The following is an 18495-nucleotide window of genomic DNA, read 5'->3' as shown; positions in this document are numbered from 1 at the left end:
GCAAATGCTTGATCGCTAACAACGCAGCAATATCAAACGGAAGAAGCCGGCAAGTGATTCAACTTGCCGGCTTCTTGATTCAATCTGTGAACTTCGCAATGAACGCTCTACGCGGCGGCGTCGTTGACCGCTGCCACATTGGTCGGGATATAGTTGAGCACAGGTCCGAGCCAGCGTTCGACCTCCTCGATCGCCATGCCCTTGCGGGATGCATAATCCTCGACCTGGTCCCGTTCCACCTTGGCAACGCCGAAATAGTAGCTGGCGGGATGGCCGATATAGAAGCCTGAGACGGATGATCCCGGCCACATCGCGTAGCTTTCGGTCAGCGTCACGCCTGTCGCCTTGGTGGCATCGAGCAACCGGAACAGCGTTTCCTTTTCCGTGTGGTCGGGTTGAGCCGGATAGCCGGGCGCCGGACGGATGCCGGCATACTGCTCGTGGATCAACTCGTCGCTGGTGAGCGTCTCATCCGGCGCATAGCCCCAGTACTCCTGACGCACGCGCTGGTGCATGCGTTCGGCAAACGCTTCCGCAAACCGGTCGGCGAGCGCCTTGACCAGGATCGACGAGTAATCGTCGTTCGCCCGCTCGAACCGTTCCGCAATCGCCACTTCCTCGATACCGGCCGTGACCACGAAGCCGCCGACATAATCGGCCTTGCCGCTCGAAACCGGCGCGACGAAATCCGACAGCGCCACGTTCGGACGCCCGTCGCGCTTGGAAAGCTGCTGGCGCAGCGTGAACAGCGTCTCAAGCTCCGTGCTGCGTGTCTCGTCGGTATACAGCTTGATGTCGTCGCCAACAGCGTTGGCCGGCCAGAAGCCGATCACGGCCTGGGGCCGGAACCACTTTTCCGCAATGATTTTTTGAAGCATCGCCTGCGCATCTGCAAACAGATGCCGCGCGGCATCGCCCTGCTTCTCGTCCTCGAGAATGGCCGGGTAGCGACCCTTCAATTCCCAGGTCTGGAAAAACGGCGTCCAGTCGATATAGGTCGCAAGCTCCGCCAGATCGTAGCCTTCGAACACTTTCGTGCCGAAGAACTGCGGCTTCTTGGGCTCATAGGATGTCCAGTCGACCGTCTCGGCATTGGCGCGGGCACGCTCGATCGGCAGCCGCTTCTTGTCCGCTTCCGAACGGGCATGCGCGGCTGCGACCTTGGCATATTCGCCGCGGATCGTCTCGACATAGCCATCCTTGGCGTCCGGCGACAAAAGCGCCGAGACGACGCCGACGGCGCGCGAGGCATCCGTGACATAGACGGCCTGGCCCCGCTCATAGCGCGGATGGATCTTGACGGCCGTGTGCACCCGGCTGGTCGTCGCGCCGCCGATCAGCAGCGGCACGTTGAAACCCTGCCTCTCCATTTCGGCCGCCACATGCACCATTTCATCGAGCGATGGCGTGATCAGGCCCGACAGGCCGATGATATCGACCTGCTCGGCAATTGCCGTTTCGAGGATCTTCGTGGCCGGCACCATCACGCCGAGATCGACGATCTCGTAATTGTTGCAGGCGAGTACGACACCGACGATGTTCTTGCCGATATCGTGGACGTCGCCCTTGACGGTCGCCATCAGGATCTTGCCGGCGGTCTTGCGCTGGTCGCCGCCGTTGAGGCGCTTTTCCTCTTCCATGTAAGGCAGCAGCACCGCAACCGCCTGCTTCATCACGCGGGCGGATTTCACCACCTGCGGCAGGAACATCTTGCCGGAGCCAAACAGATCGCCGACGACATTCATGCCGGCCATCAGCGGCCCCTCGATCACGTGCAGCGGACGCGCGGCCTGCAGCCGCGCCTCTTCCGTATCGGCGTCGATAAATTCGGTAATGCCATTGACCAGCGCATGCGACAGCCGCTCTTCGACCGAGCGTTCGCGCCAGGCTAGATCCTGAACCCTTGCTTCCTTGCCGGGGCCGCCACGATATTTTTCGGCCACTTCCAGAAGCCGCTCGGTCCCGTCGGCGCGGCGGTTCAGCACCACGTCCTCGCAGGCTTCGCGCAGTTCCGGATCGATGTTCTCGTAGATCGCCAGCTGGCCGGCATTGACGATGCCCATGTCCATGCCCGCCTGGATGGCGTGGTAGAGGAACACGGCATGCATCGCCTCGCGCACGGGCTCGTTGCCGCGGAACGAGAAGGACAGGTTCGAAACGCCGCCCGAAATATGCACCAGCGGCATGCGTTCGCGGATGGTGCGCGTCGCCTCGATGAAATCGACGCCGTAATTGTTGTGTTCCTCGATCCCGGTCGCCACCGCAAACACGTTCGGATCGAAGATGATATCCTCGGGCGGGAAGCCCGCCTGCTCGGTCAGGATCTTGTAGGCGCGGCTGCAGATCTCGACCTTTCGGTCATAGGTATCCGCCTGCCCCGTCTCGTCGAACGCCATGACCACGACGGCTGCGCCGTAATTGCGGATCAGCTTGGCCTGCGCCAGGAACTTTTCCTCGCCTTCCTTGAGCGAGATCGAGTTGACGATCGGCTTGCCCTGAACGCATTTCAGTCCACCTTCGATGATCTCGAACTTCGAGCTGTCGATCATGACGGGAACGCGCGCGATATCCGGCTCGGCAGCGATCAGGTTGAGAAACTCGATCATCGCCTGGCCCGAATCGATCAGGCCCTCGTCCATGTTGATGTCGATGACCTGCGCGCCGTTCTCGACCTGGTCGCGGGCAACAACCAGCGCTGCCGCATAATCGCCGGCGGTGATCAGCTTGCGGAATTTGGCCGAACCGGTGACGTTGGTGCGTTCGCCGACATTCACGAACGGAATGTCCTTGGTCAGCGTGAAGGGCTCGAGGCCCGACAGCGACATGAACGGCGAATGCTCCGGGATCTCACGCGGCTTGTGCTTGGAGACGGCATCGGCAATCGCGCGGATATGCTCCGGCGTCGAGCCGCAGCAGCCGCCGACGACGTTGACCAGACCTTCGCGGGCGAATTCCTCGACCTGCTTCGCCATCATCTCAGGCGTCTCGTCATACTGGCCAAACTCGTTGGGCAGGCCGGCATTAGGATAGGCGCAGATGAACGTGTCGGAAACGCCCGACAGTTCCTGCAGGTGCGGACGCATCGCATCTGCCCCGAGCGCGCAGTTGAGGCCGATCGTGAACGGGTTCGAATGGCGCACAGAGTTCCAGAACGCAGACGGCGTCTGGCCGGACAGCGTGCGTCCGGAAAGGTCGGTGATCGTGCCCGATATCATGACCGGCAGGCGAATGCCCTTTGCCTCGAAGCGCTCCTCACAGGCAAAGATCGCGGCCTTGGCGTTGAGCGTATCGAAGATCGTCTCGATCAGGATGATATCGGCACCGCCGTCGATCAGACCGTCGATCTGCTCGCCATAGGCAATCCGCAGGTCGTCGAAAGAGACAGCGCGGTAGCCCGGATTGTTGACATCGGGGGAAATCGAGGCCGTCCGGTTGGTCGGGCCGATGGCGCCGGCCACGAAACGGCGGCGGCCGTCTTCCTTTTCGGCGCGGATCGCGGCGCGGCGGGCAAGCCGTGCCCCATCGCGGTTGAGATCGTAGACAGCGCCTTCCATCTCGTAATCCGCCTGGGCGATACGGGTAGAGGAAAACGTGTTGGTTTCGAGAATATCGGCGCCGGCCTTGGCGTAACGATAGTGGATATCCTCGATCGCCTGGGGCTGCGAGAGAATCAGAAGGTCGTTATTGCCCTGCTGGTGACAGGCGCAACCAATGAAGCGTTCTCCACGAAAATGGTCTTCGTTGAAGCCGAGCCCCTGGATCTGGGTGCCCATGGCGCCATCTATCACGAGAATGCGTTCGCGTGCGGCGGCCTTTAGCGCTGCAAGGATTTCCGCACCGTCGCGGCGATCGCCTTCGGGACCGAAGAGTTCATCAAACAAGGGACACACTCCTGAACAGCATCAAACGGTATTCATAATCATATAAAGATGCGTTTATATGATGTCCAGCCGTCGTGCTGTGAGTAATAAACGAATTGTCGATGACAGGCCATACTCCTGACGGTATAGCCTTGAAGCAGAATGCAAAAGGGAGAGAAGCATGAGCGAAGCGGGCCAGGTATCGAAATTCTGGAGCGATCTGCCCTACCACCGGCGCTGGCTCCTGCAACAGGCTGACGGCCTGTTCGATTTCTTCCAGCACAGGGCCATCAACCCCAAGGGCGGCTTCTTCGATCTCGATCCTACCGGCAACCCGCTCCCTGGCGGCAATGCCGTTCGCGGCATTCACGCGTCTGCCCGCATGGTGCACTGCTATTCGATCGCCTATCTGCTCGGTCGTCCGGGGTCAGGCGACCTGATCGATCACGGCATGAATTTTCTCTGGAACGGTCACCGCGACCAAACACATGGCGGCTATGCCTGGTCGATGAACGACGATGGCCCGGCGGATGGCAACAAGCAGGGTTACGGCCACGCTTTCGTGCTTCTCGCCGCATCCTCCGCAAAAGTCGTTGGCCATCCGCTCGCCGACGCGATGCTCGCCGACGTCACCGACGTGCTGGAGACCCGGTTCTGGAATATCGAACACGGCGCCATTGCCGAAGAATTCGCGCCCGACTGGTCCCCCATCGACGGCGGCAGCTACCGTGGCCAGAACTCTAACATGCACCTGACTGAAGCGCTGATGGCGGCCTTTGAGGCAACCGGCGAACGGCATTATCTGGACAAGGCCGAAAGCATTGCAGACCTCGTCATCCGGCGCCTCGCCGGCAGCGTCGGCTTCCGCGTCGCCGAGCATTTCGATAGCGACTGGCAGATCGACAAGAACTATTATCACCAGGACGAGATGTTCCGCCCGGCCGGCACGACGCCCGGCCACTGGCTGGAATGGGCAAGACTGACGCTGCAACTGTGGACGCTCGGCGACAAGAAGCACGCCTGGATGCCGGATGCGGCAAAGAACCTGTTCGTGCAGGCCATGTCACTCGGCTGGGACAAGGAAAAAGGCGGCTTCTTCTACACGCTGGATTGGGACGACACGCCGGCCAAGACCAACAAGCTCTGGTGGCCGATGTGCGAGGGCGCTGGCGCTGCCCACTTCATCAACCAGCATCTGCCGGCCGACAGCTTCTACGAAGACAGCTACAGGCTGATCTGGGGCACAATCGCCAACAAGTTCGTCGACCACAAGAACGGCGGCTGGCACGAGGAACTGACGGAAGATCTGGTCCCGGCTCACACCCTGTTTCCCGGCAAGGGCGACATCTATCACGCGCTGCAGGCATGCCTCATCCCGCTGTTTCCCGCGGATGGCAGCCTGACGAAGATGATCGTGGAGGCGGACGGCCGGATCTGACGGCCGGTTCCGCCGGTCAGCCGGCCGAGACCATGGAGCGGATCAGCGAGACAAGGCTGTCGTAGTCATAAGGCTTGGTCACCAGGCCCGAACGCGACAGGCCTTCGGCGCCTTCGACATTGCGATCGCCCGTCGCGAAGATGACCGGGAGATCCGGAAATTGGGCGCGGAGTTTGATGGTCAGTTGCAGGCCTGTCATGTCAGGCAGATGCACGTCGGTAACCAGGATATCGACCGGCTGCTCGGAGGCAAGGCCCAGCGCCTCACCGGCCGTGCCGGCTTCGACGACGCCCATGCCGGCGTCCTGCAGGAAATCGGCTGTAGAGATGCGGATCAGGGCTTCGTCTTCTACGAACAAAACCTTGATCGGTGCGGCGCGCCCTTCATTTGCTTCGGCGGCTACGGTCGACATATCGAATTCTCCGGCAGCAGCCATGGCTGCGTGTGTGTTACCAGTCTGATTCTGGTTGATAACCTAGCGGAATGTTTAGGCCAAGGCCCAGCCTTATCGGGTTTGCCGATCAATTGCACGCCGGGATGAACAGGGTTCCGGAGCGAATGCGTGGTTTCTCTGACATATGGTGAAAAGCATGTGTATGAAGACCCCTCCCCGATTTGCCCGTTGGACGCTGCATTTAAGCCTGTGCTACAACGCGTTCAAGACATCCGCGCCCGTCTCTCCGCGCGCCTGTGTCGATCGCCTTTTCAGTAGGATGAGCGATGATCCTAAGCGAAATGACCGGGCGCACCGAACGCTTCGTACAGTTCATTCAGAAACGTGATTTCACCCGCGGTGAGGTCTATCTCCTTGCTGTGGTCGGCTTCCTGGTCGGCTTTGCAATTCGTCTGGCTCTGTCCGTTCCCATGAACGGCAAGGGGATCTACTTCTTTTTCGTGCCGTCGATCATCTTCGCCTCCGTCATCGGAGGCCTGAGACCGGGTGTGGTCGCTGCAGTCCTCTCCGTAATCGGTGTCTGGGCGTTGAAGGAACTGTCACCCGTCAGCGCGACCTCGGCGGAACTGAGAGTGGTCGCTCTGACCAGCCTGGCAATCGCCGTCACCGGCAAGGTCCTGCATATCGCCCGTATCATCATCGCAAAGACCCAGGCCAAGGCCGAGGTTCGCGAGGCGCATCTGCGATCGATCCTCGACACCGTGCTCGATGCCACTATCGTCATTACCAAGGAAGGCATCATCGTCTCCTTCAATTCCGCGGCCGTTCGCCAGTTCGGATATACGGAAGACGAGGTCGTCGGACGCAACCTGCGTATCCTCATGCCGGAGCCCTACCACAGGGAGCATGACGGCTATCTCGAGCGCTACGCGCGCACCGGCGAGAAGCGGATTATCGGCCGGGATCGCGTCGTGGTCGGCCGTCGCAAGGATGGCTCCACCTTCCCGATGAAGCTTGCCGTTGGCGAAACCCGGTCGGGTGGCGAGACCTTCTATACCGGCTTCGTGCGAGATCTTACCGAACGCGCCGAATCGGCGGCACGATTGCAGGAAATGCAGGGTGAAGTCGCCCGTCTCGCGCGACTGAACGAGATGGGTGAAATGGCCTCGACCCTTGCCCATGAACTGAACCAACCGCTTTCGGCCATCGCGAACTATGTCCACGGCTGCGCAAGACTCCTGCGGGACATGGACGACGACATGGCGTCGCGATTGCGAGACGCACTGAAGGAAGCCGGCAACCAATCGCTCCGCGCCGGGCAGATCATCAAGCACCTGCGCGAATTCGTGACGAAGGGCGAAACGGAAAAAGCACCCCACAACATCCGCCGGCTGATTGAAGAAGCCGCCGCTCTGGCCTTGGTCGGTTCTCGCGAAAATGGCGTGCGGACGATGTTCGAATTCAACGACGGCCCGGAAATCGTCGTCGCTGACAAGATCCAGATCCAGCAAGTCCTGACCAATCTGATGCGAAACGCAATCGAAGCGATGCGCGACAGTGAGCGGAGAGAGCTCACGATCCGCACGCTGGTCCAGGACGACGAGCACGTGGCCGTGGTCGTCGAAGACACAGGCCCCGGGATTGCGGAGGAGATCGAGGCCCAATTGTTCAAGCCATTCGTGACGACCAAGGCGGGTGGTATGGGAATCGGACTTTCGATATGCAAACGTATTATCGAAGCCCATGACGGTGAGATGGTGGTCACCCGAAATGTCGCCGGAGGTGCCACGTTCCGGTTCACGCTGCCGTTGTACAAGGAGGACGAAGAGAATGCCGACCGCTGACTACGTGGTGCATATCGTCGACGATGAGGAGCCGGTGCGCAAGTCGCTCGCCTTCATGCTGACGATGAACGGATTTGCCGTGCGCGTGCATGAAAGCGCGACGGCCTTCCTGAAATTTGCGCCCGGAACTCGCAACGCACTGCTCATCAGCGACCTCAGGATGCCCGATATCGGAGGACTCGAGCTGATCAGGTCGCTCGCCGCCCAGAAGATACGGATGCCTGTGATCTTCATAACCGGCCACGGCGACGTGGCGATGGCAGTGGAAGCAATGAAGGCTGGCGCTGTCGATTTCATCGAAAAACCGTTCGACGATACGACCATCATCGAAGCAATCGAGCGGGCTGCCAAGCTTCTCGTCGAAAAGCCGACGGAAGTGACCGAGGTGCAGGAAGTGTTGAGCCGCCTCCAGTCGCTTAGCGATCGCGAGCGCCAGGTCCTTCTGGCAGTCGTTGCCGGCTTGCCGAACAAGTCGATCGCCTACGATCTCGACATCAGCCCCCGGACGGTTGAAGTCCACCGCGCCAACGTGATGGCCAAGATGCGGGCGCGCAGCCTGCCGCAGTTGGTTCGGATGACCATGGCGGCCGGATTCGACCAGGAGTGACGCCGAACCTGAACAAACGGACAATCCGCGATTTAATTGCAACTTCTTGATCTAACGCAAAGTCCGCTTGGGGCGTGGCGCGCATATTACAATCGGCGTCCAATGTCGCCCTAGCGCCCCCCGGATCCTGGATAGTCCACGTGTTGTCACCCTCGACCACTATTGCAGTGATCGCTCCGGATGCCGGGCTTAGACAGTCGCTGGCGTTCGCGCTGGAGGTCGAAGGTTTTCAGGTTCTTTCCTATGAAAGCTGGTGCGCGGGCCACGCCTCGGCAGCCTCGTCCGCGTGCACGATCATCGACTCCCACGAGGTCCACGGCAACCTCGACGCCCAGCACAAGCTTCTCGACTCTCCCAGCCGTTTCATCATGCTGGCAGACGGAATGACGCCGATCCCATCCAAAAACACGGCGCGCATCCTGATAAAGCCATTCGATGGCGCCGAACTGCTGCGGATGGTGAGGGATTTCGCCCATCTGAGCCACGCCACGCCGGCACCGGTTGCTACGTAGAACTCCGTAGGGAGACACCTCAATATCGCCGACGAGTGGCTTGCGGCATCCTAGCTCTGATCACTTGGAGGAAGAGCCGTGAACGCTCCGGTCGCGAACGCCCAGGCAAAGATGCTAAACGCAACGCCGATCGCGTTTCCGTGTTCCTCCGCACCAGTCACCCGGGTTACCCAGGTCCAGACCTATGCCGGCGGCAAGGAAATCTACACGCCCGGCGAGAAATCCGGGACGTTCTACGAGGTCGAATTCGGCGCCGTCCGCCTCCATCGGCTCCTGTCCGATGGCCGCCGTCAGGTCATCGGCTTCTACCTTGCCGGCGAGACCTTTGGGTTTGAAGCCGACCGCACGCATGCCTTTTTCGCGGAAGCGATCGTTCCGACGGGACTGCGCAGCTTTTCCCAACCCGGCAATGGCGACGACATTCTAAAGCTCGCCTTGCGCGGCATGCTGCGCGCCCAGGAGCACCTGGCGGTCATCGGTCGCCAGACCGCGGTGGAGCGCATCGCCGGCTTCCTGCTGGACATGGCCAACCGCCAGGGCAATCTCGACCATTTCGACCTGCCGATGTCGAGACTCGACATCGCGGATTATCTCGGCCTGACGATTGAAACCGTTTCGCGTGTGTTCGCAAAGCTGCGCGCATCCAACCTGATCAAACTGCAAAGCGTCCGCTGCGTGCAGATCCAGGACTTCAAGGCCCTCGCCAGCCTCTGCGCCTGAGGCTGAGCGAACCCTCAGCCGCCGACACCATCCAAGATCGTCCGCATCTCGCGCACGATGACTTCGCTTGTCCGGTATGATTGGTTAGCTTCAAAACCGAACTCGACAGCTCTGCCGTCACCGCGCTTGAGAACAGCGCGGCAGGAGCCGTGGACCTCGCGGGCACCGGTGCAGTTCAACAATTCGACAACGTTTGCCGGCGTGACCCCGCTGCCCGGCATGATCGACAACCGTGTCCCGGCTTGATCGACCAGTTGCTTCAACAGGTTCACGCCGTCTATGGCGCGCGGAACCAGCCCGGACGTCAGGATGCGCTCAACGCCGAGCGTCATCGCCACGTCGAGGGCCTCAACCGGATCCGGCACCAGATCGAAGGCACGGTGCAGCGTCACACCGAGACCGTCAGCATGTCGCATCAGGCGTTCGAGCAGCGCCACATCGAGACGGCCATCGGCCAGATTCGCACCGATCACCACACCCGCCAACCCGGCGGACCGCACAGCGTCGATATCGCCGAGCATGGCGGCCTCGTCACCGAGACCGAACACGAAATCCCCTGCCCTCGGTCGGATCATCGCATAGACCGGGGTCGACGCTTTCGCCGCCAGTGCCATCAGCCCCGCCGACGGCGTCAGTCCGCCCAGATCGAGCGCCGCGCAGAGTTCGATCCGGTCGGCCCCGCCTGCCACAGCCGCCTCGAACCCGTCAGGCGTATCGACACAGACTTCGAGCGTGATCCGCATCGCCATCAGCCCTCCTGCCGTCCGAGCACCGCTGCCCCGACCAGCCCACCATCCGCCTGCCGAAGCGCCGGGATCACCAATGGGTGACTTATCCGGTTGAGGATGCGTTTGCGCACTGCTCTGTCCAGCAGGTCGATCAGTGCCGGAACGGAGGCCAGTCCCCCTCCGACGGGCACGACCGACGCCCCTGTCGTGTTGACCGCAAGCGCCAGCGGATCGGCAATCAGTTCTAGCCAGACGGCGACCGTCTTTTCCCCCAACACGTCGCCGGCCTGCCAGTCCGCGATGATCGTGTGGCTGGTCTCGGCTCTCTCATGGAGCAGGCCGTCGATACGCTCTATCCCGCGTGCGCCGCCGACCGTATCGGCACAGCCGGACTGGCCGCAACCGCAGGCCAGGCGCGGAATGTGGATCGTCTCGCCGGCGATCTCGACGGTCGTATTGACGATCGGCCCGTGGCCCCATTCGCCGGTCACGCCGCCCGCACCGCGCACCAGCTTGCCACCAATCGCCAGACCACCGCCGATCCCGGTGCCGATGATGGCGCAGAACACGACGTCATGGCCCTTGCCGGCACCTTCACTGGCTTCGGCAAGAGTCAGGCAATCGGCGTCGTTGGCCGCAATCACCGGCCTTCCGAGCCGCGCGGAAAGTTCCGCCGCCACGGGACGTCCTGTGATGCAGGGAATGTTGGCGGCAATCGACACGCCGGTCTTGGGATCAACGATCCCCGTGATCGACAAGGCCAGTGGCGTCGAGCCATTGTCTTCGACCAGATGGGCATGCCGCGCGATCAGGTCAGACAGCGCGCGCACGAACGCATCCCAGTCGGAAGCGGGCGTAGCGACCCGTTCCAGAGGCTCGACGATGCCAGGCGCCGGCGACACCGCGAACTTGATGAACGAACCGCCGATATCGGCACAGAATACCGGCTTGTCGTTTCCGGTCGTGAACGCGTTACCTGTCAACCAATCCGCTCCTTGAGCCATGCATGCACGATGACCTCGTCTTCCGCGCCGAGGCCGTGATCCGCGTCGAGTACCCGGACCGTCACGTCCGCCCCGGCCGTCCGTAGCCTGTCCTCGATCTCGCCGGCAAGTGGGCCATAGAAATCGTTGGTGGCGCTGAGTGACAGGACCTCTGCCCCGGAAAGATCAACGACGGGTCGGTCTTCCAGCACGTTCATTGAGCGCAGCAGCACTGCCTTGCGGATCAGCTCAGGGTAAAGCTGCATCGTCGCTCCGATCATGTTGCCGCCGTTGGAATAACCGAGGAACGCGGTGCGCGCCGGATCCGCGCCATAGGCGGGACCGATATCCTCGACGAACCCGACGAAAGCCTCCACTTCCGAGGCGATCTCCTTCTGGTCGAACGTCGTCTGGCTGAGCCTGCGGAAAAACCGCGGATAGCCCTCGTCCACGGAGCGGCCGCGCAAACCGATCAGCATCGCATTGGGTGCCGCCTTTCGGCCGAGCGGCAGCAGCGCCGTTTCGTTGGCGCCGGTTCCGTGCATCAGCACCAGCGTCGTGCCGTCCCAGTTGTCAGGCATGTGGACCCGATGCACGAACGGCAGGTCGCGGTAGATGACGCGTTCCTCGCCCGGCAGACCGAACTGCGGCAGCATCACCTTCAGCGCCTCGCGATCCCCCTTGAAATGGTTCGGAATGAACAGCTGGCGTCCCAGCGTCTCGACAGTTTCATCGGTGGCAAAACCCGGCCCGTCCGAGGCAAATTCGATCAGCGAACCTCCGGGCTCGCGCATGTAGAGCGAATGGAAATACTGCCGGTCGTGGATGTTCATCTCGCCCGCATCGGCAGCAGCAAGCTCTGCATGCACCGCTTCGACCGCCGCGCGATCGGTGGCGCGAAACGCGATATGATCGATCGCGCCCGTGCCCGGCGCCGACGTCCAGAAACCCGATGCATCGCGGACATCGACGATATCATGCGCATCCGAGACCAGACGCTGGATGTTGCCTTCCCGGCTTCCGACAGCCAACCCCATATGCCTCACAAGGAATTTAGCAGTCTCCTGGGGCTTCTCGGAAAGAATCGTCGCGCCGTAAAGCCTGCGGACTGCGTTTTCTTCGGCGATACCGCCATCCGGCCACCAGACCCAGGGTCCCGTCTCCTCGACGCCGACGAGCTTGACGATGATACCGTCCGGATCCGTCAGCCGCAGCAAGGGCTGGCCGAATTCCTGCGCAGGCCCGGATAGCTTGATGTTATATTGGAGGGCCCTCGTCAGCCAGAAGCCGATCGCTTCCGGCGAAATCTCCAGGCTGATCTCGCTCGGCGCCCCATGCCCGACCCGACCGAGCGATCCATCTTCCCAGGCGAGAAACGTCACGATCGATCCGGGCGATGCGGCACCGTCGCCGTAAAACAGATGCAACTGCTGCGCATCCTCGAAACCGGCGGTGCGTTTCACCAGCCGCAATCCGAGGAAGCCGACATAGAAGTCGACATTCGCCTGTATCTTGCGGGTGATGGCGGTGATGTGGTGCAGGCCGCTGGTCATGTCGGAATTCCCGATTGGTCTTCGATATCAGCCATATGGACGCAATTTCTGGACGATGAAAAGATGCCGTGATGGGTGCGGCCGGTGCCGCACCGTTCACAAAGCGGCACCCGTCAGGCTTCGGGCTCGAGCGACATCATCAGGTTGGCCAAGAGGGCCGTCCGCGGCGCAACGCTCGACAGCAAAATATACTCTTCGAACGTATGCGCTCCTGCGCCATCAGCGCCCAAGCCATCGAGCGTGGGCACGCCAAGCGCTGCGGTGAAATTGCCGTCGGAACCGCCGCCGGTCGTGACGCCCTCCAGCGCGATGCCCAGATCCGTTGCGACCTTCGCTGCGCTATCGAACAGTCTCCGCCCCGCATCCGACTGCGCGAATGGCGGCCGGTTCATCTGTCCATTGATCTCAAACGTAATATCCGGATCGACCGGCTGCATGGCGGCGATCTTCGCCGTGACTTCCGTGGCTGCCGCATCGTCGGGGACGCGCACATCCACCTGCATGCGGCATTCCGCCGGCACCGTATTGCGGCCGGTGCCGCCGCTGATCGTTCCGACCGTGACGGTGATGCCGCGCCCTGCGTCGTTCAGCGCCTCCAGATCGAGCACAAGCCTTGCTGCCGCCCGCACGGCGCTTCGTCCGTCCTGTGGCCGTGTGCCCGCATGCGAGGCCCGGCCACGCACGACGATATCGTACATCGCCACACCCTTGCGAGCGATGACGATCTTGCCGCCGTCGCGCGCCGGTTCCACCACCAGCGTATAACCGGCGCTGCGCGCGCATTCCTCCATGAAGGCCCGCGACGAAAAGCTTCCGACCTCTTCGTCCGGCACGAAAACGAGATCGACCGGCATTCTGCTGCCCTTCGCAACCGCGATCTTCAACGCCTCCAGCGCCATCAGTGCACCGGACTTCATGTCGTAGATGCCGGGACCGTAAAGCTTGTCGCCCTCCTGGCGGAGCGGAAGCTGGTTATCGATCACGCCGATCGCATGCACCGTATCGAGATGCGCAAGCACCAGAACCGATTTCTCGTTGCTCCCCGCCTGCCGTGGCGATCGGACCGCGAGGATATCGCCGAACCCGAGCGTGCCCGGCAGCCGTTCGACGGAAAGGCCGGCCTTAGCCGCACTGGCCTCCACCCGATCGGCCAGGAAGTTTACCGCCGCCGCATTGCCGGAGGGCGTCTCGATCCGCACCCACTCTTTCAGCTCTTCGATCAGAGCCTCGGCATCGACATCACCAGCGGAAATAACCTGCGTCATTGAAAGCTTCCTTTGAAAAATTCGCCTGTCTCTAGCGCTCGTTGACGAGCTGGAGGATCAGCTGCTGCACATTGCCGCCATCGCCGAGTTCTACCTTGTCGAAATCCCGGTTGCGTTGCTGATGGGCGGGAAAGATGACGGCGATCTTGCTCTGGAGTTCAGCCCGTACCTTGGTGCATTTCGGATCGTTAGGCACCGAAAGCCCGATACTGGCCGCCTCGATCTGGCGCACGAGATCCTCGATCATCGCGCCGTGGACCCGCTCATGCCGGCGCACGCCGTCAGTAAACGCGTCCCATTTCTGTTGAAGCGCGGGCGACAGCTTCGAGACAAGCTTTGGCAGTGTGTAGATGATGATGATGTTGGGGCGTGCCGAAACCAGCGTGCAGGCGCCGTCGGGCTGCGGTTCGTATTTGCGCGACCAGGTCAGCTTGAAATCCGTATGAGCAATCGCCCGAACCTGGCTGCCGACCTTGGGGCCGTTTTCGCCGATCGAGGAGTAGAGCTCGATGCCGGACGTGCCTTTGACCGGATAGGTCTTCACCTGCTCCACCGGCTTCCACTGCGCCTGCGTCGCCGCCGGCCAGAGACTAAGAGCACACAACAGACCGATACACCGAACTCTCTCGCGCACTCATCACCCGAAATCTGAAATCAATGCCGCAACCTAGAGACAAGTGCGGCCGCTTTCAACTGCCGCAAAGGCTCCATAAGCAAAAACCGTGACAACGAAGCCGACTTATCATACAGGTTAAGGGGAGCAGATAACGAGAGCACAAGGAGAGACGAATGGCTGGAGAGACGCGGCTGGAGCCGGCAAAGGGTGCAGGAACGCTGGTGTCTCAGCTGACGGATACATTGCGCCAGGCGATCGCCGCCGGTCAGTTCACGGCCGGTGCGCGGTTGCCAAGCGAGGCGCAGCTGACGGAGACCCACGGCGTCAGCCGCACCGTTGTGCGCGAGGCGATCGCCGCACTCCGCGCCGACCGTCTTGTGGAAGCGCGCCAGGGTGCCGGCGTCTTTGTGCTGGAACCACGGCAAAACACCCAGCCCACGATGCTCTCGCTCAACAATATCGATCTTGCTCAGGTGTCCTCGATGATCGAGCTCCTGGAGCTCAGAACCGCCGTCGAAGTCGAGGCTGCAGGCCTTGCAGCGGTGCGCCGCTCACCGGCACAGGAAGAAAGCATCTTCGAGCACCACCATGCCGTCCGCGCCTGTCTCGAGGCAGACAAGCCGACCAGCGAGGCGGACTTTGCACTCCATCTCGCCATCGCCGAAGCGACCAACAACCCGCGCTTCCGCGAGTTCCTGACCATGATCGGCAAGCGGCTGATCCCCCGTGCTGCCCTGCGGCCGGACGATTCCGAATCCGATCAGGCGGCCTATATCGCCCTTCTCGACAAGGAGCATGACGCGATCGTCGTGGCAATTTCGGAAGGCGACGAAGAAGGCGCAAGGCAGGCCATGCGCAGCCATCTGCGCGGCGCGCAACTGCGCTACCGGACGCTCCTGCGCGAAGTTCGCCAATCTGTCAGATGACGTGTTGACACAAATTCATCATACATGTACGACAACATTGTCTGGAGGAGACACTGAGAGGATAACACTACATGACGCCTGAAGAGATCAAGGCAGCGCTCGGCGCTGGCCTGCTGTCGTTCCCTGTGACCCATTTCGATGCCGAGGGCCAGTTTCAGCCTGAAAGTTATCAGCGTCATATCGAGTGGCTTTCCGGCTTCGAGGCGCCCGTTCTCTTTGCCGCCGGCGGCACCGGAGAATTCTTCTCGCTGGCCCCCGACGAAATTCCCGCCATCGTGAAATCCGCCAAGGAAGCGTCCGGCAAGACCGCGATCGTGTCGGGCTGCGGCTTCGGCACCCATGTCGGCGTCGACCTTGCAAAGAAGGTCGAGAAAGCAGGCGCGGACGGAATTCTGCTTCTGCCACACTACATGATCGATGCACCGCAGGAAGGCCTGTACAAGCATGTGAAGGCGATCTGCCAGTCGGTCGGCATCGGCGTCATGGTCTATAACCGCGACAACTCCGTGCTTCAGGTCGACACGCTGCAGCGGCTCTGCGACGAATGCCCGAACCTGATCGGCTTCAAGGACGGCACCGGCGATATCGGCCTCGTGCGCCAGATCACGGCCACGATGGGCGACCGGCTGATGTATCTCGGCGGTATGCCGACGGCGGAACTGTTCGCCGAAGCCTATCTCGGCGCCGGCTTCACCACCTATTCGTCGGCCGTCTTCAACTTCGTGCCGGGTCTTGCTGTCGAGTTCTACAAGGCACTGCGTGCCGGCAATCGCACCCGCTGCGAACAGATCCTCACCGAATTCTTCTACCCCTTCATGGCGCTTCGCGGCCGCCGCAAGGGTTATGCCGTCTCGGCCATCAAGGCCGGCGTGCGCCTGCAGGGCTTTGATGCAGGCAAGGTCCGCCCGCCGCTCGATGACCTGACGGAAGAAGAAGAGCAGATCCTGCTGAAGCTCATCGGCGATCAGAAGCGGTGAACCCATGAAGATCGCTGCGGTCCGCACTCACCTTCTCGAACACCGGCTGGATGTCGCCTTCGAAAGCGCCTCGATGCGCTTCGACCGCCGCGCCCATATCCTGGTCGAGATCGAGTGCGACGACGGAACCATCGGCTGGGGAGAATGCCTCGGCCCGGCCCGACCCAACGCGGCCGTGGTGGCGGCCTATGCGAACTGGCTGATCGGCGAAAATCCGCTGGAAACCGAAAAGATCTGGGCGAAGCTCTATAACGCCCTGCGTGACCAGGGCCAGCGCGGCCTTGCGGTCACGGCTCTCTCAGGCATCGACATCGCGCTCTGGGACATCAAGGGCAAGCATTTCGGCGTGCCGGTCTCGATCCTGCTCGGCGGCCGGTTTCGCGAGAGCGTCAAGGCCTATGCCACCGGCAGCTTCAAGCGCGATGGCGTCGACCGCGTCGAAGACAATGCCCGCGATGTCGCCCGCTACCGCGACGAGGGTTTCCACGCGACGAAGATCAAGATCGGCTTCGGCGTCGAGGAAGACCTTCGCGTCATCCGCGCCGTGCGGGAAGCAGCCGGTCCCGATATGCGCCTCATGATCGACGCCAACCATGGCTATGACACCATCGAAGCCGTCAAACTCGGCAACGCGGCCGCTCAATACGATATCGACTGGTTCGAAGAGCCCGTCGTGCCGGAACAGCTTGGCGCCTATCGCGAAGTCCGCGCCCGCCAGCCTATCCCTGTTGCGGGCGGCGAAACGTGGCACAGCCGATGGGGCATGCGCGAGCCGGTGGAATCCCGCGCCGTCGACATTCTCCAGCCGGATCTTGCCGGCGTTGGCGGGTTTACCGAGGCCAAGCGCGTCGCCGATCTTGCAGCGCTCCATGGTATCCGCGTTGTGCCGCATGTCTGGGGAACGGCCGTTCATATCGCCGCCGCCCTGCAATTCATGGCGGCGATGATCCCGAGCCCTGTCCGCGTCAATCCGATCGAACCCATCCTCGAATTCGACCGCACCGACAACCCTTTCCGCCAGGCGGTGATCAAAACACCGATCGAACATCGGCACGGCGTGGTGCAGATCCCCGATGGCCCCGGCCTTGGGATCGAGATCAACCGCGACGCGCTGAAGGAGTTCAAAATGCCTGAACCGAAGTCGGGAGACGTCTGATGCTTGTTCGTCCGCTCTCCGGAGACGCGCCAACGACCAAACTGCCGGCGGGCGCAGTCGACTCGCAGATGCATATGTACCTGCCGGGTTTCCCATCGCAGCCCGGTGGTCCGGGCCTGCCGGTCGGCACTCTTCCGGATGCGGAGCAGTACCGCCAGTTCATGGCATGGCTCGGCATCGATCGTGTCGTGATCACGCAGGGCAATGCCCACCAGCGCGACAATACCAACCTGGTCGCCTGCCTGAAGGAAATGGGCGATGTTGCCCGTGGCGTCGCTGCAGTCGCGGGTGATGTCTCCGATGGCGAACTCGACCAACTCGCCGAAGCCGGTATCGTCGGCCTGCGCATCATGGATCTGCCCGGCGGTGCCGTGGACCTTTCGGCGCTCGAAGCACTCGACGCCAAGGCTGCCGCCCGCGGCTGGATGCTCGCAGTCCAGTTCGACGGCAGCAATATCCTCGAGCATGAGCCACGCCTTGCCAAACTCGAGAGCCGCTGGGTGTTCGACCATCACGGCAAGTTCTTCTCAGGCGCAACGCCAGAGGGCCCGGAGATCGCAGCCGTCAAGCGACTGATGGATATCGGCAGATGCTGGTTCAAGTTTGCAGGCGTCTACGAGTCCTCGAAGTCCGGCGCACCTGATTATGCCGATGTCGCGGCCTTCTCGCGCGACATCGCCGCCTATGCGCCTGAACGCATCGTCTGGGGCAGCAACTGGCCGCACAACCTTGCACGCGAGCAGAAGGACTATCCGGACGACGTCGCGTTGACCGACACGGTTCTAAGCTGGCTGGCGGACGAAGAAGCGCTTGAGCTGGCGCTCGTGAAGAACCCGGAACAGCTGTTTGGCCTTCCGGACTGGAGTGCATCGACCAAATAAATTTAATCACCGCCGGCGCGTGGAGGCGACGGCTT

Annotated in this window: 16 protein-coding genes; 9 read left to right on the top strand and 7 right to left on the bottom strand. The window is 61.8% G+C overall.

What is annotated here, in order from left to right; all coding sequences use genetic code 11:
• Positions 1–107: 107 nt before the first annotated feature.
• Positions 108–3881 carry a methionine synthase gene (metH, locus tag IFT59_RS05730; protein WP_192086317.1) on the bottom strand — a complete coding sequence of 1258 codons (3774 nt, stop codon included), beginning with the start codon at positions 3879–3881 and terminating at the stop codon, positions 108–110.
• Between the two features lie 160 nt (positions 3882–4041).
• On the opposite strand from metH, the gene IFT59_RS05725 reads away from it, so the two are divergent.
• Positions 4042–5298 (top strand): AGE family epimerase/isomerase, encoded by a 1257-nt coding sequence (locus IFT59_RS05725; protein WP_192086316.1) that lies wholly within the window; start codon positions 4042–4044, stop codon positions 5296–5298.
• Between the two features lie 16 nt (positions 5299–5314).
• On the opposite strand, the gene IFT59_RS05720 is transcribed toward IFT59_RS05725, so the two are convergent.
• Positions 5315–5710, bottom strand: coding sequence for a response regulator (locus IFT59_RS05720; RefSeq protein ID WP_062456056.1), 396 nt, complete (start codon positions 5708–5710; stop codon positions 5315–5317).
• A 308-nt stretch (positions 5711–6018) separates the two neighbouring features.
• Between IFT59_RS05720 and IFT59_RS05715 the strand changes: the two genes are divergently transcribed.
• The 4 genes from IFT59_RS05715 to IFT59_RS05700 all read left to right on the top strand — a co-directional run bounded on the left by IFT59_RS05715 (position 6019) and on the right by IFT59_RS05700 (position 9375).
• Complete coding sequence (locus IFT59_RS05715; RefSeq protein WP_274598251.1) at positions 6019–7536, top strand: PAS domain-containing sensor histidine kinase; 1518 nt, start codon at positions 6019–6021, stop codon at positions 7534–7536.
• Positions 7523–8143 carry a response regulator FixJ gene (gene fixJ / locus IFT59_RS05710; RefSeq protein WP_062456050.1) on the top strand — a complete coding sequence of 207 codons (621 nt, stop codon included), beginning with the start codon at positions 7523–7525 and terminating at the stop codon, positions 8141–8143. Before IFT59_RS05715 ends, fixJ begins: the two co-directional genes overlap by 14 nt.
• A gap of 140 nt (positions 8144–8283) precedes the next feature.
• Entirely contained in the window at positions 8284–8655 is a 372-nt protein-coding gene (locus IFT59_RS05705) for a transcriptional regulator (RefSeq protein WP_139283807.1), read from the top strand.
• Positions 8656–8733: 78 nt separating this feature from the next.
• Positions 8734–9375: a helix-turn-helix domain-containing protein gene (locus IFT59_RS05700; RefSeq protein ID WP_244474054.1), complete on the top strand. Its 642-nt coding sequence runs from the start codon at positions 8734–8736 to the stop codon at positions 9373–9375.
• Positions 9376–9389: 14 nt separating this feature from the next.
• Here IFT59_RS05700 and IFT59_RS05695 read toward each other — a convergent pair whose 3' ends face one another.
• The 5 genes from IFT59_RS05695 to IFT59_RS05675 all read right to left on the bottom strand — a co-directional run bounded on the left by IFT59_RS05695 (position 9390) and on the right by IFT59_RS05675 (position 14508).
• A complete protein-coding gene (locus tag IFT59_RS05695; protein WP_192087111.1) occupies positions 9390–10118 on the bottom strand; it encodes a copper homeostasis protein CutC in 729 nt (242 codons plus the stop codon).
• Positions 10119–10123: 5 nt separating this feature from the next.
• Positions 10124–11086, bottom strand: a complete 963-nt coding sequence (locus tag IFT59_RS05690; RefSeq protein ID WP_249407498.1) for an ROK family protein — start codon at positions 11084–11086, stop codon at positions 10124–10126.
• Positions 11083–12639 carry a VOC family protein gene (locus IFT59_RS05685; protein ID WP_192086314.1) on the bottom strand — a complete coding sequence of 519 codons (1557 nt, stop codon included), beginning with the start codon at positions 12637–12639 and terminating at the stop codon, positions 11083–11085. Before IFT59_RS05685 ends, IFT59_RS05690 begins: the two co-directional genes overlap by 4 nt.
• A gap of 113 nt (positions 12640–12752) precedes the next feature.
• Entirely contained in the window at positions 12753–13904 is a 1152-nt protein-coding gene (locus tag IFT59_RS05680; RefSeq protein ID WP_192086313.1) for a M20 family metallopeptidase, read from the bottom strand.
• 31 nt (positions 13905–13935) lie between these two features.
• Positions 13936–14508 (bottom strand): DUF922 domain-containing Zn-dependent protease, encoded by a 573-nt coding sequence (locus IFT59_RS05675; RefSeq protein ID WP_197978024.1) that lies wholly within the window; start codon positions 14506–14508, stop codon positions 13936–13938.
• A gap of 185 nt (positions 14509–14693) precedes the next feature.
• On the opposite strand from IFT59_RS05675, the gene IFT59_RS05670 reads away from it, so the two are divergent.
• The 4 genes from IFT59_RS05670 (at position 14694) to IFT59_RS05655 (ending at position 18460) form a co-directional block, all read left to right on the top strand.
• Positions 14694–15446: a FadR/GntR family transcriptional regulator gene (locus tag IFT59_RS05670; protein ID WP_092660568.1), complete on the top strand. Its 753-nt coding sequence runs from the start codon at positions 14694–14696 to the stop codon at positions 15444–15446.
• A 71-nt stretch (positions 15447–15517) separates the two neighbouring features.
• Entirely contained in the window at positions 15518–16423 is a 906-nt protein-coding gene (gene kdgD / locus IFT59_RS05665) for a 5-dehydro-4-deoxyglucarate dehydratase (RefSeq protein WP_062581182.1), read from the top strand.
• A gap of 4 nt (positions 16424–16427) precedes the next feature.
• A complete protein-coding gene (locus tag IFT59_RS05660; protein WP_192086312.1) occupies positions 16428–17579 on the top strand; it encodes a mandelate racemase/muconate lactonizing enzyme family protein in 1152 nt (383 codons plus the stop codon).
• Entirely contained in the window at positions 17579–18460 is an 882-nt protein-coding gene (locus IFT59_RS05655; RefSeq protein WP_192086311.1) for an amidohydrolase family protein, read from the top strand. Before IFT59_RS05660 ends, IFT59_RS05655 begins: the two co-directional genes overlap by 1 nt.
• Positions 18461–18495: the final 35 nt, after the last annotated feature.

This window comes from Rhizobium sp. CFBP 8752, assembly GCF_014842035.1.
GTDB lineage: Bacteria > Pseudomonadota > Alphaproteobacteria > Rhizobiales > Rhizobiaceae > Neorhizobium > Neorhizobium soli.
The sequence above is the reverse complement of the archived record's forward strand: the minus strand, read 5'-3'. Positions and strand labels throughout refer to the sequence as shown.

Coding starts and splice junctions, on each gene's coding strand:
- IFT59_RS05725 (WP_192086316.1), top strand. CDS start 4,042: ATGAGCGAAGCGGGCCAGGTATCGAAATTCTGGAGCGATCTGCCCTAC.
- IFT59_RS05720 (WP_062456056.1), bottom strand. CDS start 5,710: ATGTCGACCGTAGCCGCCGAAGCAAATGAAGGGCGCGCCGCACCGATC.
- IFT59_RS05715 (WP_274598251.1), top strand. CDS start 6,019: ATGATCCTAAGCGAAATGACCGGGCGCACCGAACGCTTCGTACAGTTC.
- fixJ (WP_062456050.1), top strand. CDS start 7,523: ATGCCGACCGCTGACTACGTGGTGCATATCGTCGACGATGAGGAGCCG.
- IFT59_RS05695 (WP_192087111.1), bottom strand. CDS start 10,118: ATGCGGATCACGCTCGAAGTCTGTGTCGATACGCCTGACGGGTTCGAG.
- IFT59_RS05685 (WP_192086314.1), bottom strand. CDS start 12,639: ATGACCAGCGGCCTGCACCACATCACCGCCATCACCCGCAAGATACAG.
- IFT59_RS05680 (WP_192086313.1), bottom strand. CDS start 13,904: ATGACGCAGGTTATTTCCGCTGGTGATGTCGATGCCGAGGCTCTGATC.
- IFT59_RS05670 (WP_092660568.1), top strand. CDS start 14,694: ATGGCTGGAGAGACGCGGCTGGAGCCGGCAAAGGGTGCAGGAACGCTG.
- kdgD (WP_062581182.1), top strand. CDS start 15,518: ATGACGCCTGAAGAGATCAAGGCAGCGCTCGGCGCTGGCCTGCTGTCG.
- IFT59_RS05660 (WP_192086312.1), top strand. CDS start 16,428: ATGAAGATCGCTGCGGTCCGCACTCACCTTCTCGAACACCGGCTGGAT.
- IFT59_RS05655 (WP_192086311.1), top strand. CDS start 17,579: ATGCTTGTTCGTCCGCTCTCCGGAGACGCGCCAACGACCAAACTGCCG.